The 16,075-nt window shown below is 56.8% G+C and carries 13 protein-coding genes; all 13 read right to left on the bottom strand.

Features of this window, described 5'->3' with window-relative positions; all coding sequences use genetic code 11:
• Positions 1-6: 6 nt before the first annotated feature.
• Complete coding sequence (lpxC, locus tag EA20_RS0112055) at positions 7-924, bottom strand: UDP-3-O-acyl-N-acetylglucosamine deacetylase (protein WP_024967070.1); 918 nt, start codon at positions 922-924, stop codon at positions 7-9.
• A 101-nt stretch (positions 925-1,025) separates the two neighbouring features.
• On the bottom strand, positions 1,026-2,180 hold the full coding sequence (gene ftsZ / locus EA20_RS0112050; RefSeq protein ID WP_024967069.1) for a cell division protein FtsZ: 1,155 nt from the start codon (positions 2,178-2,180) through the stop codon (positions 1,026-1,028).
• 71 nt (positions 2,181-2,251) lie between these two features.
• Positions 2,252-3,508, bottom strand: a complete 1,257-nt coding sequence (gene ftsA, locus EA20_RS0112045) for a cell division protein FtsA (protein WP_024967068.1) — start codon at positions 3,506-3,508, stop codon at positions 2,252-2,254.
• Positions 3,505-4,344: a cell division protein FtsQ gene (gene ftsQ, locus EA20_RS0112040; protein ID WP_024967067.1), complete on the bottom strand. Its 840-nt coding sequence runs from the start codon at positions 4,342-4,344 to the stop codon at positions 3,505-3,507. The genes ftsA and ftsQ overlap by 4 nt, the downstream gene beginning before the upstream one ends.
• Position 4,345: 1 nt before the next feature.
• Positions 4,346-5,266 carry a D-alanine--D-alanine ligase gene (locus tag EA20_RS0112035; protein ID WP_024967066.1) on the bottom strand — a complete coding sequence of 307 codons (921 nt, stop codon included), beginning with the start codon at positions 5,264-5,266 and terminating at the stop codon, positions 4,346-4,348.
• Entirely contained in the window at positions 5,259-6,731 is a 1,473-nt protein-coding gene (gene murC / locus EA20_RS0112030; RefSeq protein ID WP_038381587.1) for a UDP-N-acetylmuramate--L-alanine ligase, read from the bottom strand. The genes EA20_RS0112035 and murC overlap by 8 nt, the downstream gene beginning before the upstream one ends.
• Before the next feature lie 70 nt (positions 6,732-6,801).
• On the bottom strand, positions 6,802-7,860 hold the full coding sequence (gene murG, locus EA20_RS0112025) for an undecaprenyldiphospho-muramoylpentapeptide beta-N-acetylglucosaminyltransferase (RefSeq protein WP_024967064.1): 1,059 nt from the start codon (positions 7,858-7,860) through the stop codon (positions 6,802-6,804).
• Positions 7,857-9,071 (bottom strand): cell division protein FtsW, encoded by a 1,215-nt coding sequence (gene ftsW, locus EA20_RS0112020; RefSeq protein WP_024967063.1) that lies wholly within the window; start codon positions 9,069-9,071, stop codon positions 7,857-7,859. Before ftsW ends, murG begins: the two co-directional genes overlap by 4 nt.
• Positions 9,071-10,387 (bottom strand): UDP-N-acetylmuramoyl-L-alanine--D-glutamate ligase, encoded by a 1,317-nt coding sequence (murD, locus tag EA20_RS0112015; RefSeq protein ID WP_024967062.1) that lies wholly within the window; start codon positions 10,385-10,387, stop codon positions 9,071-9,073. Before murD ends, ftsW begins: the two co-directional genes overlap by 1 nt.
• Positions 10,388-10,390: 3 nt before the next feature.
• Positions 10,391-11,473 carry a phospho-N-acetylmuramoyl-pentapeptide-transferase gene (mraY, locus tag EA20_RS0112010; protein ID WP_024967061.1) on the bottom strand — a complete coding sequence of 361 codons (1,083 nt, stop codon included), beginning with the start codon at positions 11,471-11,473 and terminating at the stop codon, positions 10,391-10,393.
• Complete coding sequence (murF, locus tag EA20_RS0112005) at positions 11,467-12,828, bottom strand: UDP-N-acetylmuramoyl-tripeptide--D-alanyl-D-alanine ligase (RefSeq protein ID WP_024967060.1); 1,362 nt, start codon at positions 12,826-12,828, stop codon at positions 11,467-11,469. The genes mraY and murF overlap by 7 nt, the downstream gene beginning before the upstream one ends.
• Positions 12,825-14,312 (bottom strand): UDP-N-acetylmuramoyl-L-alanyl-D-glutamate--2,6-diaminopimelate ligase, encoded by a 1,488-nt coding sequence (gene murE, locus EA20_RS0112000; RefSeq protein ID WP_024967059.1) that lies wholly within the window; start codon positions 14,310-14,312, stop codon positions 12,825-12,827. Before murE ends, murF begins: the two co-directional genes overlap by 4 nt.
• Positions 14,299-16,074, bottom strand: a complete 1,776-nt coding sequence (locus EA20_RS0111995; RefSeq protein WP_024967058.1) for a peptidoglycan glycosyltransferase FtsI — start codon at positions 16,072-16,074, stop codon at positions 14,299-14,301. The genes murE and EA20_RS0111995 overlap by 14 nt, the downstream gene beginning before the upstream one ends.
• Position 16,075 lies beyond the last annotated feature (1 nt).

The following is a 16,075-nucleotide window of genomic DNA, read 5'->3' as shown; positions in this document are numbered from 1 at the left end:
GCAGGCTTACGCCAGAACCAGATTAGGTGCCCTGAAGGTCACCGGCAGTTCCGCTTCGTCTTCAAAGGTTGCCCATTCCCAGGCTTCCTGCTTAGCCAGTACTGCCTGAAGCAGCTTGTTGTTCAGCGCATGGCCCGATTTATAGGCGGTAAACGCGCCGATAATATTGTGGCCACACATGAACAGGTCACCGATGGCGTCCAGCATTTTGTGACGAACAAACTCATCTTCAAAACGCAGTCCATCTTCGTTCAGCACGCGATAGTCATCGACCACAATAGCGCAGTCGAAGCTGCCGCCCAGGCAGAGGCCACGGGACTGTAACGCTTCGATGTCGCGCATAAACCCAAAGGTACGGGCACGGCTGATCTGACGCGTAAAAGCCTCAGCGGAGAAATCCATGCTGTAACGCTGCGAGCTGGCATCAATCGCCGGGTGGTTGAAGTCGATAGTAAAATCAAGCGTAAAGCCGTTATGCGGCCTGAACTCAGCCCATTTGTCACCATCTTCAACCCGGACTGGCTGTTTGATGCGGACAAATTTTTTCGCCGTGTTCAGCTCTTCAATACCCGCGTCCATCAGCAGATAGATAAAGGGGGCAGCGCTGCCATCCATAATCGGAATTTCAGGCGCGTTCACTTCCACCACAATATTATCAATACCGAGGCCAGCCAGTGCAGCATTCAGGTGTTCGACCGTTGAAATACGCACGTCATGCTCATTAACCAGGCAAGTACAGAGCATGGTATCACGCACGGATTTGGCATCAGCCGGGAAATCAACCGGTGGATTCAAGTCAGTGCGACGATAGATGACCCCGGTATTAGCCGGCGCAGGGCGTAACGTCAGGGTGACTTTTTTGCCGGTATGCAAACCGACGCCAGTCGCCTGAACAATACGTTTTAGTGTCCGTTGTTTGATCATCGTATTATCTCGCAAAATTACTCATCCGACCGCCAGTATAACTTACCAGCGGGCGAAGATTTTAACACAAAGAGCGGAGAATCCCAATTCTCAGGAAATTCTTAATCCGCCTGCTTACGCAGGAAGGCCGGAATATCCAGATAATCAGGCTCTTTGTTAGGCTGCGCACCCGGATCGTTGACCACTTTCGCCGCAGGCTTCTGCTCCTGAGGCAGCGGGGCCATACCGTGCTGCTGATAACGATGATCCATCACAGGCTGCGTCTGCTGCTTGTTGGTAACCAGCGTGATTTCCGGACGCTTGTCCATGCCGATACCGGTCGCCACCACGGTCACGCGCAGTTCGTCGTTCATTTCCGGATCCAGTGACGTACCGATAACCACGGTTGCATTGTCGGAAGCAAATGCACGAATGGTGTTACCCACGGTTTCAAACTCATCCAGACGCAGGTCAAAGCCAGCCGTAATGTTAACCAGTACACCACGCGCGCCGGACAGGTCGATATCTTCCAGCAGCGGGCTGGAGATGGCCATTTCAGCCGCTTCTTCCGCGCGATCTTCACCGCATGCTACGCCGGAGCCCATCATCGCGTAGCCCATCTCAGACATCACGGTGCGTACGTCAGCAAAGTCGACGTTCATCAGACCCGGACGGGTAATCAGTTCGGCGATACCCTGCACCGCGCCTTTCAGCACGTCATTAGCGGCGCCAAAGGCGTCCAGCAGAGAGATACCGCGCCCCAGCACTTTCAGCAGTTTGTCGTTCGGAATAGTGATCAGGGAATCAACATGCTTGGAGAGTTCAGCAATTCCCTGTTCAGCAAACGCCATGCGTTTTTTGCCCTCAAAATTAAAGGGCTTGGTCACGACTGCGACGGTCAGAATACCTAAGTCTTTTGCCACTTCAGCCACAACAGGCGCGGCGCCGGTACCGGTACCGCCACCCATGCCTGCTGCAATAAAGACCATATCTGCACCTTCCAGTGCCTGACGCAGTGCTTCACGATCTTCTTCTGCGGAGTTGCGCCCCACTTCCGGATTAGCGCCGGCACCCAGACCTTTGGTAATTCCGTTACCGATCTGAATCGTCTGGCCGACCGCTGTTTTACGCAGCGCCTGGGCGTCGGTGTTAACGGCGAAGAATTCGACGCCTTCGATACGCTCACGCACCATATGCTCTACGGCATTACCGCCGCCGCCGCCGACGCCGATGACTTTAATCACCGCGTCGTTGGTTAATTCCATAGGTTCAAACATAATTTCTCTCCGTTATGTGCCTGTCGCCTGGAGATCATAAAAAAGTCTAGCATGATCTCCTTTTCTCAAAATTAAAACTCTTTTCTCAGCCAGCTGTTGATTCGTTTGAACCAGTTGCCCACCGAGGCTCTTTTTTCGACATCCGCCTCACCGCTTAAGTGAGACTCTTTTCCGTAGTGCAGCAAGCCTACCGCCGTTGAGTAGTAAGGTTCCTGCGCGTAATCCGTTAAGCCGGTAATATTCAGGGGCTGGCCGATACGCACCTGCGTATGAAATACTCGCTGGGCGCAGGCCGCCAGCCCTTCGATTTGCGCCGCGCCGCCGGTCAGCACTATGCCTGCCGCCAGATGATGCTTCACGCCCTGCTGACGCAGCTGTTCCTGAAGCTGAAGAATCTCGTCATTGACCAGATTCAGCAATTCGGTATAGCGAGGCTCAATCACCTCGGCCAGCGTCTGCCGCTGCAAGCTCCGTGGAGGACGTCCGCCCACGCTGGGAACTTCAACGTTCTCATCTTTACCGACGATAGAGCCCAGCGCACAGCCGTGACGAACCTTGATCGCTTCCGCATCGGTCGGCGGCGTACCAAACGCATAAGCGATGTCGCTGGTGACAACATTCCCCGCGTAAGGAATGACTTTCGTATGGCGTAGCGCGCCACCCGTGTAGACCGCGATATCCATCGTCCCGCCGCCAACGTCAACAACGCAGACGCCCAGCTCACGTTCATCTTCGGTCAGCACCGCAAAACTTGAGGCGAGACCGGCAAAAATCAGTTGGTCAACTTTGAGGCCACAACGTTCAACCGCTTTAACGATGTTTTTCGCCATATCGTTGTGACAGGTAATCAGATGCACCTTTGCCTGCATGCGTACGCCAGACAAGCCAACGGGGTTCTTGATCCCTTCCTGATAGTCGATCGCATATTCTTGCGGAATAACATGGAGGATGCGGTGCTCGTCACGAACACGGACCGATTTAGCGGTATGTACCACATTTTCCACATCTTCCTGCGTCACTTCCTCTTCTGAAATAGGAACCATCCCTATTTCGTTCTGACAACTGATGTGTTTTCCCGATAACGCAAGGTAGACCGACGAAATCTGGCAGTCCGCCATCAGCTCAGCCTGGTCGATCGCACGCTGCACGCACTTCACCACGGATTCCAGATCGTTAACGCCGCCTTTATCCATGCCCCGGGAAGGACAGCTTCCCACGCCGATGATATTGACCATGCCATCGGGCAGAATTTCACCTACCAAAGCGGCGACCTTTGCGGTGCCGATTTCGAGTCCAACTACCAGTTTTCTGTCCGTCGCCTTGATCATTGTTGTCCAACCTGTGCCTGATTCTGTTGCTGATTACTGTCAGTGTTCTCAATAAGAGCCGGTGCCCATCCTACTGCCGCGCCAGAGTCATATCGCAGGTCCACGTAGCTGATACGTTTATTGTCCGTCTGCGCCTGCTGAAGCAGGGAAGGATAGAGCTCTATGAACCGTTTCAGCCGCTTCATATTGTCGCTGCGTCCCAGCTCCAGCCGGATATCATCCTCTGTCACCAGTTGCCATGACCGACGTGCTGTCATTGAGGCTGCCTTCAGCTTAAATTTTCCTGCGGCCAGCGCGCTGTTCATCTGGTGATAACCGGCCAGGACCTCTTTCTCGCTGCCTTCCGGTCCATAGAGCATTGGCAGCGTCTCCTTGCCCAGATGGCTGACCGGAACGGTGAAGGATTTGCCTTCGGCATCCACCATATGCAGATCGTTCCAGCGCGCTACCGCCACATATTCTACCAGGTGAATTTTCAGCTCATCCGGCCATTGCTTCCGTACGCTGACCTGCTGGATCCAGGGCAAACGTTCGATCTGCTGCTGGATCACATCCACGTCCTGCGACATAAATGTGCCCGGTTCGCCCAGAGAGAGTATCGCCTGACGAATATCGTCATTGGTGGTGTAGTGAGTCTGCCCGGTGACCACCAGCTTCGACAGCGGCAGCCGTGAGGCATCATTCATCCACTTCACCACGGCAAAGCCGCCGGCCAGCATCACACCCAGTACCATCAGCAAAAAGAGGATACCCGCCAGCCGTGTTCCGTTACTCCTTCCGGAGCGCGCTTTCTCCTGCGCTTCACGGTTACGAACATTCAGAGCCGCCTGAGACATATCAGTCGGCCAGCTCCAGAATACGCGCTACCAGCTGCGAGAAGCTCATTCCGGCCTGTTTTGCCGCCATAGGCACAAGACTGTGTCCGGTCATCCCTGGGGAGGTATTTACCTCGAGCAGATAGAACTGACCGTCGCCGCCCATCATGACGTCCACGCGGCCCCAGCCGCTACAGCCCAGCGCACGCCAGGCTTTGATCACAAGATCGCTCAGTTCCGCTTCCCGATCGGCGCTCAGACCGCTCGGACAGAAGTACTCAGTATCGTCAGAAAAATATTTTGCTTCATAGTCATAGAACTCAGAAATCACTTTAATTCGTATGGAAGGCAAAATATCTTCCCCAATTACCGCGACGGTATATTCGGGGCCGCTCAGAAAAGCTTCAACCAGCACATCGTCGTCATGACGGAAAGCTTCGTTCAGCGCCGCCTGAAGCGCGTCAGCTTCATTAACGCGGCTGATGCCTACGCTTGAGCCTTCACAGCTTGGCTTAACGAACAGCGGCAGGCCGAGCGCCGTAATACGCGCGCGCATCTCCTCGCTCAGTCCGGCGTCCATTTCTTGACGGGTAATCGCCACAAAAGGCGCAATCGGCAGACCACAGCCCTGCCAGAGTTGCTTGGTACGCAGTTTGTCCATGGTGATGGCTGAGGCCATTACGCCGCTGCCGGTATAAGGAATAGCGAGGAACTCCAGCACGCCCTGCAGCGTCCCATCTTCGCCGCCACGGCCATGTAAGGCGATAAAGGCTTTATCGAAGCCCTCTTCCTTCAGCCGCATCACTGGAAAATCACGAATGTCTACCGCGTGTGCATCGATGCCCGCTTCTTTCAGCCCGGCAAGCACTGCGCTGCCGGACATCAGTGAGACTTCACGCTCCGCAGAGGTGCCACCCAGCAATACCGCTACTTTCTCAGCCATGATGTTCTCCCTCGTTCTGCGGTTGTAACTTGTTGTCAGCCAGTTTACGTGCAATGCGCCCTACATTTCCGGCACCCTGCACCAGGATCAAATCGTTGCCGTTGAGCTTAGGTGCCAGCATCTCCATCACAGCATCATGGTCAGAAACCAGAATGGGATCGACTTTGCCCCGGCTGCGGATGGTGCGGCAGAGCGAGCGGCTATCTGCGCCAGGAATAGGCGTTTCACCGGCGGAATAGACTTCCAGCATCAGCAATACATCTACCTGAGACAGCACATTTGCGAAATCGTCATATAAATCACGGGTTCGCGTGTACCGGTGCGGCTGAAAAACCATAACCAGCTGCTTTTCCGGCCAGCCTGCGCGCGCTGCTTTGATCGTCGCATCCACCTCGGTGGGATGGTGGCCGTAGTCATCCACCAGCATGGCGGAGCCCTCTTTACCGTTCACGTCCGCAAGGGGATACTCGCCCAGAAAATCGAAACGGCGACCTGTGCCCTGAAAACTTTCCAGCGCGCTGAGGATTTCACTATCCTCAATGCCCTCTTCCGTCGCGACCGCTACTGCCGCCGCCGCGTTAAGCGCGTTATGCCGGCCAGGGGCGTTCAGCGTAACATGCATCAGAGGCTTATCGAGGCGCGCCAGTGTGAAATGCCCCTGCGCACCATGCTGTTGATAGCTGGCAATGCGCACATCAGCATCTTCACTGAAGCCGTAAGTGGTGATCTGACGCCCCACGCGCGGGATAAGATCGCGGATAACCGCATCGTCAACGCAGAGCACGGCACGGCCATAAAAGGGCAGATTGTGCAGAAAGTTGATAAACGTCTGCTTCAGGTTTTCGAAATCGCCCTGATAGGTGTCCATATGGTCAGCTTCGATATTCGTGACGATCGCCACCATCGGCTGGAGATGCAGGAATGAGGCGTCGCTCTCATCCGCTTCCGCAATCAGGTAACGGCTGCTGCCCAGACGGGCATGCGTTCCGGCAGCCTTAACCAGGCCGCCATTGACGAATGTTGGATCGAGTCCGCCTTCTGCATAAATGCTCGACAGCATTGCCGTCGTGGTGGTTTTACCATGCGTGCCCGCAACCGCGATGCCATGGCGGAATCGCATCAGCTCAGCCAGCATTTCCGCGCGGCGGATCACCGGAATGCGCGCTTCGCGCGCGGCAATAATCTCAGGGTTATCCTGGGAGACAGCGGTCGACACAACCACCACGCTCGCATCGCTGACGTTTTCCGGGCGATGATTAAAATAGAGCGTTGCACCCAGTTTGCTCAGGTGCTGGGTGACCGCGTTTGGTGCCAGGTCCGAACCGCTGATTTCATACCCTTCATTGGCCAACACTTCAGCAATACCGCCCATGCCAGCACCGCCGATGCCAACAAAGTGAATGTGCCGGACGCGACGCATCTCGGGCACGATAGTACGCAGTTTTGCCAGTTGTTGTGTATTCATCTCTTCTGCCTGTCGGTGCAAAATGCACCTTTTGTTAGGGCGCCGGCTCTCCGGCACCTGCAAATTCTCTTTACAGCGCCACGGCGCTCACTTCCGCCGCCACGCGCTCGGTCGCGTCCGGAATCGCAACACTGCGTGCTTTTACCGCCATCCGCAGTAACGTTGGGCGATCCCAACTGGCCAGCGTCTCAGCCACTGCCGCTGCAGTAAACTGCGGCTGCTCATAGATTTTGGCGGCGCCCGCCTGCTCCAGCGGCAGCGCATTCCAGTACTGCTGGCGATCTTTATGCTGAAAAGGGACAAATATCGCCGGTAAGCCCGCCGCGGCCACTTCACTGACGGTCAGTGCACCGGAACGGCAGACCACCACGTCAGCCCAGGCGTATGCCGCCGCCATATCGTCAATAAACTCCGTGACGTTATGCTGCGTCTGGTTTACCTGCTGATAGGCTTCCTTCACGCTTTCCAGCGATCCTTTACCCACCTGGTGCCAAAGCGTAATAGCTTCCCCCAGCATGGCAGCCACTTGTGGCAGCGTCTGGTTAAGTACGCGGGCCCCCTGACTGCCGCCAATGACCAGCACGCGAACAGGTCCCGTCCGGTTTACCAGTCGCGCTTCCGGTAAGGGCAGCGCCAGCACGTCAGTGCGCACCGGATTGCCGACAACATCCGCATGGGGGAAGGCGCCTGGAAATGCCTGCATGACTTTTTTGGCAATTTTCGCCAGCCATTTATTGGTCAGTCCGGCAATGCCGTTCTGCTCATGCAGCACCACAGGGATACCGCAACTCCAGGCCGCCAGACCGCCAGGCCCGGAAACATAACCGCCCATTCCCAGCACCACGTCCGGCTTCCAGGCCTTCATAATGGCCCGCGCCTGACGTACCGCATTGAAAATACGCAGCGGCGCTGCAAGCTGTGCCTTCAGCCCTTTGCCCCGCAGTCCACTGATGCGGATAAAGTCGATATCAATGCCGTGCTTAGGCACCAGGTCAGCCTCCATGCGATCGGCCGTACCCAGCCAGCGAACCTCCCAGCCCTGATCCATCAGATGATGCGCCACAGCCAGGCCAGGGAAAACGTGTCCCCCTGTTCCGCCCGCCATGACCATCAGGCGTTTCCCTTTCATCGACCACCTCTCGTAAACGCCTGCGCTCTGGCCAGGCGCGTTTCATAATCTATACGCAGCAAAAAAACGATGGCGGTTGACATGATAATCAAACTCGAACCACCGTAGCTGATCAGCGGCAGCGTTAACCCTTTGGTTGGCAGCATGCCCGCCGCCGCGCCAACATTGACCAGCGCCTGAAAGCTAAACCAGATACCGATTGAGCAGCCCAGAAAGCCGGCAAACCGCTGATCCATCTCCAGCGCCCGGCGGCCAATGGACATCGCGCGAAAAGCGACGAAGAATACCATCAACAGGGCGAAAACCACACCGATATAACCCAGTTCTTCCCCAATAATGGAGAAGATAAAGTCAGTGTGCGCCTCCGGTAAATATTCCAGTTTCTGCACTGAATTCCCCAGCCCCTGCCCCCAGAATTCCCCACGGCCAAAGGCCATCAGCGACTGGGTAAGCTGGTAACCGCTGCCAAACGGATCTTCCCAGGGATTCCAGAAAGAAGTCACGCGGCGCATACGGTAGGGTTCAGCGATGATCAGCAGGCAAACGGCGAAAATACCGGAGCCGATAATTGCCAGAAACTGCCAGAGCTTGGCACCTGCGAGAAACAGCATCGCCAGCGTGGTGACAAACAGCACCACCACGGTCCCCAGATCAGGCTGAGCCAGCAGCAGCACCGCCAGCACTACCATCACGCCCATCGGCTTACAGAAGCCCCAGAAGTTATTGCGGACTTCATCTACCTTGCGCACCAGATAGCTCGCCAGGTAGCAGAACAGCGACAGCTTCGACAGCTCGGCGGGCTGGATGCGCAGCGGACCCAACGCAATCCAGCGTGAGGCGCCGTTAACGGAACTGCCGACGACCAGCACAATAAGCAGCATACAGACCGTAACCAGCAGCATGATATTGCTGTAGCGCTGCCAGAAAGCCATCGGGATGCGCAGCGTGACCAGCGACATACAAAACGCCAGCACCAGATAAAAAGCATCACGCTTGGCGAAATAGAACGGATCTTCGGAAAGACGCTGTCCTACCGGCATTGACGCCGACGTCACCATCACAAAGCCAATAATCGCCAGGCCGAGGGTGAGCCAGAGCAGCGTGCGATCATAGAGAATCATGACGCTGTCGTCGCTTTCGCGAGAGCCCATCACCCACTCTTTCAGACGATTCGTGATCCCACCCGCCAGGGCTGCGCCAATGATCCTCATCAGCCGAGCTCCTTAGCCAGCTGCGTGAAGATTTCACCGCGCTGCTCAAAATTCTTAAACTGATCGAGGCTGGCACAGGCTGGCGAAAGCAGAACCATATCGCCCGGCGCTACCTGAGCGGCGATCTGCTGCATGGCCTCACGCATTGTGGCAGTACGAACGGCGACGTCTGGCCGTAGTGCCGCCAGCGCATCACCGTCGCGCCCAAAGCAGTAGGGCCGCACGCTGTCATTTTGCAGATAAGGTGCCAGCGGGCTGAAGTCGGCTGATTTGCCGTCACCGCCCAGTAGCAGCCAGAGCCTGCCTTTTACCTGCAGCCCGCTCAGCGCCGCTTCTGTACTGCCGACGTTAGTGGCCTTCGAGTCGTTAATCCAGCGCACGCCGTTGTGCTCCCGGACAAGCTGAAAGCGATGCGCCAGTCCCGTAAAGGATGTCAGCGCCTTCAGGCTGGACGAGCGCGGCAGACCAGCCGCGTCCGCCAGCGCCAGTGCCGCCAGCGCGTTTGTATAGTTGTGCTGGCCCACGAGCTTCATTTCGTCCGTGTTCAGGACTTTTTCGCCCTTCACCCGCAGCCAGGTACTGCCCTGCTGCCGGTTAAGATGATAATCGCCCACGTCCACCCCAAAGCTGATGCAACGCTTGTCCGCGCCGCGAACCGGCATGGTCATGGCGTCGTCAGCATTGACCACGCACACGGAAGCCTGCTCATAGACGCGCAGTTTGGCCGCCCGGTACTGCTGCATGCCAAGCGGATAGCGATCCATATGATCTTCGCTGACGTTGAGGATCGTTGCCGCCGCAGCCTGAAGGCTGTAGGTGGTTTCCAGCTGAAAACTGGACAATTCCAGCACATAAAGCTGCGCGGGCTGATCCAGCAGCATCAGCGCTGGCAGGCCAATATTGCCGCCCACGCCCACCTGCCAGCCAGCGGCTTTTGCCATTTCGCCCACCAGCGTGGTCACCGTGCTTTTACCGTTTGAACCTGTGATGGCGACAATGGGTGCCTGCGCTTCGCGGCAGAAGAGTTCGATATCGCCGACGATCTCAACGCCGGCATCTGCCGCCGCCATCAGCGCAGGATGCGCCAGCGCCATACCGGGGCTGGCGACAATCAAATCGGCGCTGAGCAGCCAGTCGTCGTTCAGCGAGCCCAGCCAGCGTTCCACGTTGGCTGGCAGCTTTTCGACGCCTGGCGGTACGACCCGGGTATCCATCACGCGTGGCGTAACGCCGCGCGCCAAAAAGAAATCAACGCAGGAGAGGCCGGTGAGCCCCAGCCCGATAATGACAACTTTTTTACCCTGATAATCAGCCATTGTTTACCGTACCTTGAGCGTTGCCAGGCCAATCAGCACCAGCATCAGCGAAATAATCCAGAAGCGCACAATGACGCGCGGTTCCGGCCAGCCCTTCAGTTCATAGTGGTGATGAATAGGCGCCATGCGAAAAATGCGCTGGCCGCGCAGCTTGAACGATCCTACCTGCAGGATCACCGACAGCGTTTCCACAACGAACACGCCCCCCATGATCACCAGCAGAAACTCCTGACGCAGCAGCACCGCGATAGTGCCAAGCGCGCCGCCAAGGGCCAGCGAGCCCACATCGCCCATAAATACCTGAGCCGGATAGGTGTTAAACCAGAGAAAACCCAGGCCTGCGCCGACAATGGCGGTACAGACGATGACCAGTTCGCCGGCGTGACGCAGATAAGGAATGTGCAGATAGCTCGCGAAATTCATGTTACCGGTTGCCCAGGCCACCAGCGCAAAACCGGCCGCCACGAACACGGTCGGCATGATCGCCAGCCCATCCAGCCCGTCGGTCAGGTTAACTGCATTACTGGTGCCGACAATCACAAAGTAGGCCAGCAGGAGATAGAGCAGGCCAAGCTGCGGCATAATATCTTTGAAAAACGGCACCACCAGCTCGGTCGCAGGCGTATCTTTGCCAATCATGTACATCACGAAGGCAACGCCCAGCGCGATGACCGACTGCCAGAAATATTTCCAGCGGGCAATCAGGCCCTTAGTATCTTTACGGACAACTTTCCGGTAATCGTCGATAAAACCAATAATGCCGTAGCCCACCAGCACAAAGAGTACGCACCAGACGTAAGGATTCGAAGGATAGGCCCACATCAGTACCGACACGGTGATGGAGAAGAGGATCATAATTCCCCCCATCGTCGGCGTGCCGCGCTTGCTGAAATGAGACTCAGGACCGTCGTTACGCACAACCTGGCCAAAGGACATTTCCTGAAGACGGGCGATCATACGCGGCCCCATCCACAGTGAGATAAAAAGGGCAGTCAGCAGGCTGACGATGGCGCGAAACGTCAGATAGGAAAAGACGTTAAAGCCGGAATAAAATGTGACCAGATGCTCGGCCAGCCAGACTAACATGTTCCTTTCTCCTGTAAGCTCTGTACTACCTGCTCCATGGCGGCACTACGTGAACCTTTAACTAACACGGTGATATGAGGATGTGCCGCAAGCAGCGTCTGTAGACGCTCTGTCACGGCGGTTTTATCAGTGAAATGTTCGCCGACTCCGCTGGCATCACCGATCAGTTTGCTCAGGGTACCGACGCTCAGCACCTTATCAATTCCGGCCAGGCGCGCGGCCTCGCCCACTTCCCGGTGGCAGGCTTTCGCCTCATCACCCAGTTCAGCCATATCGCCCACGACCATGACGCGGTAACCCGGCATCTCCGCCAGTACCTGAGCCGCAGCGGTCATTGAACCGACGTTGGCGTTATAGCTGTCATCAATAATCAGTTTGCCTTCTGCCAGCGCGATGGGGAAAAGGCGGCCTGGCACCGCTTTCAGTGCGGAAAGCCCTTTCTGGATGGCGCTCAGTGGCGCATCGACTGCCAGCGCCAGTGCGGCGGCAGCCAGCGCATTGGCGATATTATGACGACCCGGCAGCGGCAACGTGATATCGACCACGCCCGCTGGAGTGTGCAGAGTAAATTGAGTCCCGCCAGCGCTCATCGTCACATTCTGCGCCGAGAAATCCACGCCCGCCTGGGCATCCGGCGAAAAACGCCAGACTCTTTTGCCCTGCAGCATCGTCTGCCAGTGCGGCCAGTCGTTACTGTCCGCATTGAGAATGGCAGTGCCGCTATCGGGCAGCCCCTGAAAAATTTCCCCTTTCGCCTTCGCCACGCCGGCCAGCGAACCGAAACCTTCAAGATGGGCGGCGGCCAGGTTATTGACCAGCGCCGATTCCGGACGGGCAAGCGCCGTCGTATAGGCGATTTCGCCCTGGTGGTTGGCACCCAGTTCGATCACCGCATACTGATGCTTTTCGGTCAGCCGCAGCAGGGTCAGCGGCACGCCGATATCGTTATTCAGGTTGCCTGCGGTATAGAGCGTTTCACCGCATTCCCGCAGGATCGCAGCGGTCATCTCCTTGACGGAGGTCTTGCCGGACGAACCGGTAAGCCCGACCACGCGCGCAGGAGAGTGCTGACGTACCCAGCCAGCCAGCTGGCCAAGCGCAATACGCGTATCGGCAACAATCACCTGCGGAACAGCTACAGGTAAGTGCTCACTCACCAATAGAGCCGACGAACCGGCGGCAATGGCATCACCCACGAACCGGTGAGCGTCAAAACGCTCGCCTTTCAGGGCGATAAACAGGCAGCCAGCGCTGACGTGACGGGTATCTGTCGTGACGTCTGAAAAGATCAGATCGCCGCCAACGAGTTCGCCACCAGTGATATCAGCAAGCGTTTTGAGAGAAAGCGCGATCATGCCATCACCCCCAGCAGACGAGCGACCGTCATCCGGTCGGAATAGTCGAGGCGGCGGTTACCGATAATCTGATAATCTTCGTGACCTTTTCCCGCCACCAGAACAAAATCGCCTTCCTTCGCCTGCATTACTGCGCTGGTGACCGCTTGCGCCCGTCCAGAAACCACGCGGGCGCGTCCGGCATCAAGCAGGCCTGTTAATATATCCGCGACAATGGCCGCCGGATCTTCACTGCGTGGATTATCATCGGTAATAACAACGATATCGGAGAACTGTTCGGCAATCGCGCCCATCAGCGGGCGTTTGCCTTTATCACGATCGCCGCCGCAGCCAAATAGGCACCATAACTGCCCTTTACAGTGAAGACGTGCCGCCGCCAGCGCTTTTTCAAGCGCATCTGGCGTATGGGCATAATCCACTACCACGGTCGGTTTGCCAGGCGCGCTGAACACTTCCATGCGGCCGGTGACCGGCTGGAGCTGGCTGGCGGACGCCATCAGTGAGGGGAGCGGATAGCCCAGCGCCAGCAGCGTGGCCAGCGCGACCAACAGATTGCTGACGTTGAAGGCACCCATCAGCCGGCTGTTGATTTCTCCCTCGCCCCAGCTGGAGCTGAAGCGGATCGTCGCACCATTATCGTGATAATCCACCTCTGTCGCTTTCAGCCAGCGGCCATGGCAGCCAGGCTGAAGGTTATTTTCCATGGTAACGGCAACCGCATCCGGCAGCTTCTCCAGCCAGCGACGACCCACCTCATCATCGGCGTTGATAATCGCCTGCCCGACATGATGCTCTGAAAAGAGCAGCCATTTCGCGGCTTCGTAGCGCGCCATATCACCGTGGTAATCCAGATGATCCCGGCTCAGGTTGGTATAAACAGCAGCGGCAAAAGGCAGCGCGGCGACGCGGTGCTGCACCAGACCGTGAGAGGAGATCTCCATCGCGGCGAGGGTAGCGCCCTGTTCAACCAGCGCATTAAGAGTGTGCTGGACGTCTACCGCTGAGCCGGTTGTGTTCTCCGCCGGCGCGAGCTGACCATAAAGGCCATTGCCAACCGTCCCCATCACTGCACCGGTTTCACCCAGCAAGGTCGCCCACTGAGCCAGCAGCTGAGTCGTGGTAGTTTTACCGTTAGTGCCGGTCACCCCAACGAGCTTCAGCTTTTCGCCAGGCTGGTGATAAAAACGCCCCGCCAGCGCGGAAAGACGCTGGGAGAGCTGTGCCAGGTAAATGACCGGCACGCCATGCATCATGACGATCTGACCATCTTCTGCTTCGCCTTCTGCATCGGCAATCACGGCTGCCACGCCCTGAGCTATCGCCTGGGGGATAAAACGGCGGCCGTCAGCCACATGGCCTTTAAGCGCCACAAACAGGTCGCCTGAAGCCGCCACGCGGCTGTCCAGGATCATCTCTTTAAGCGGCAGCGAAGGTGCGCCAGGCACCCAGGGGGCCAGCAGTTCGCGCAGGTTACGATCGGTCACTCGATCCCTCACTTCTGTTAACTATTTTTTCGTTGTTCTCCACCGGAACCGCTGGAGGCAGTGCATCAGGCTCAATATTCATGGTACGCAGTACGCCTCCCATGATCGCGCCAAAAACAGGGGCGGATACGGCGCCGCCATAATATTTGCCGCCCTGAGGATCGTTAATTACCACGACCAGCGCAAAACGGGGACGGCTCGCGGGCGCAACGCCCGCCGTATAGGCGATATATTTATTGACGTATTTTCCGTCAGGCCCGACCTTTTTCGCTGTCCCGGTTTTGATCGCAATGCGGTAGCCTTTGATGGCGGCTTTCACGCCCCCGCCGCCCGGCAGGGCGACGCTTTCCATCATATGCATGACGGTACGCACAACGTGTTCAGGGAAAGCGCGCTGACCCGCGACTGGCGGATCAACCTTGGTGATCGAAAGCGGGCGCAAAATGCCATAGCTGCCGATCGTGGCGTAGACTCGCGCTAATTGTAACGGCGTTACCATCAGCCCATAGCCGAAAGAGAAGGTGGCCCTCTCTATGTCAGACCACCGTTGTTTTTGAGGATATAAGCCACTACTTTCTCCGACCAACCCCAAATTGGTCGCCTTACCCAATCCAAAGCGCGAGTAAGTTTCTACCAGCGCTGAGGATGGCATCGCTAACGCCAGCTTTGAAACACCGACGTTACTCGATTTCTGCAGAACCCCGGTCAGGGTTAGTTCGTTATAGCGCGCCACGTCTTTAATCTCATGACCGTTAACGCGATACGGCACGGTATTCAGAACGGTATTTTCTTTCACCACGCCACGTTGAAGTGCGGTCATCACCACCATCGGTTTCACCGTAGAACCGGGTTCAAAAATATCGGTGATAGCACGATTACGCATGACGTCTTTGGGGGTGCCGCTGAGATTGTTCGGGTTATAGGCGGGACTGTTGGCCATCGCCAGTACCTCGCCGGTATTCACATCGACCAGAACCGCCGTACCGGACTCCGCCTTGTTAAAGGCGACGGCATTGTTCAGTTCACGGTAGACCAGCGCCTGCAACCGTTCATCAATGCTGAGCGCAAGATTGTGCGCGGCACGGCTGTCTACGGAAGAGATATCTTCAATCACCCGGCCATAGCGATCTTTACGTACCGTTCGTTCGCCAGGCTGGCCGGTCAGCCATTTATCGAAGCTTTTTTCAACACCTTCAATGCCCTGGCCGTCGATATTGGTAAAACCGATCAGATGTGAAGTGACCTGCCCTGCGGGATAGTAACGGCGGGATTCCTGCCGCAGATGAATGCCCGGCAGCTTCAGTTTTTTGATGTAGTCGCCAATAGCGGGATTGACCTGACGGGCAAGATAAACGAAGCGGCCTTTGGGGTTGGCGTTAACGCGGGCGGCAAGCTGATCGAGCGGAATGGATAAAGCATCTGATAATGCTTTCCAGCGGCTGTCGAGGGTAATCCCGCCCTTATCATGCAACTCTTTCGGGTCGGCCCAAATGGCATTTACCGGCACGCTGACCGCCAGCGGCCGGCCTGCCCGATCGGTGATCATACCGCGCGCGGTCGGCACTGCCTGTACGCGAAGAGAACGCATATCCCCTTCCCGTACCAGCCTGTCGGGGCTGACAACCTGAAGCCAGGCTACCCGGGAAAGCAGCGCGGCAAGCGCAATGAAAATGCAGCCGCATAACAACGCAAAACGCCAGCTAACAAAGCTGGCCTGATTCTCCTGGCGTTTTAACTTCTGCGTCTTGGTTGCGGCTTTCATT

The sequence above is a fragment of the Pantoea sp. IMH genome, from assembly GCF_000599885.1.
Lineage (GTDB): Bacteria > Pseudomonadota > Gammaproteobacteria > Enterobacterales > Enterobacteriaceae > Erwinia.
This window is presented reverse-complemented; position numbering and strand designations above follow the sequence as displayed.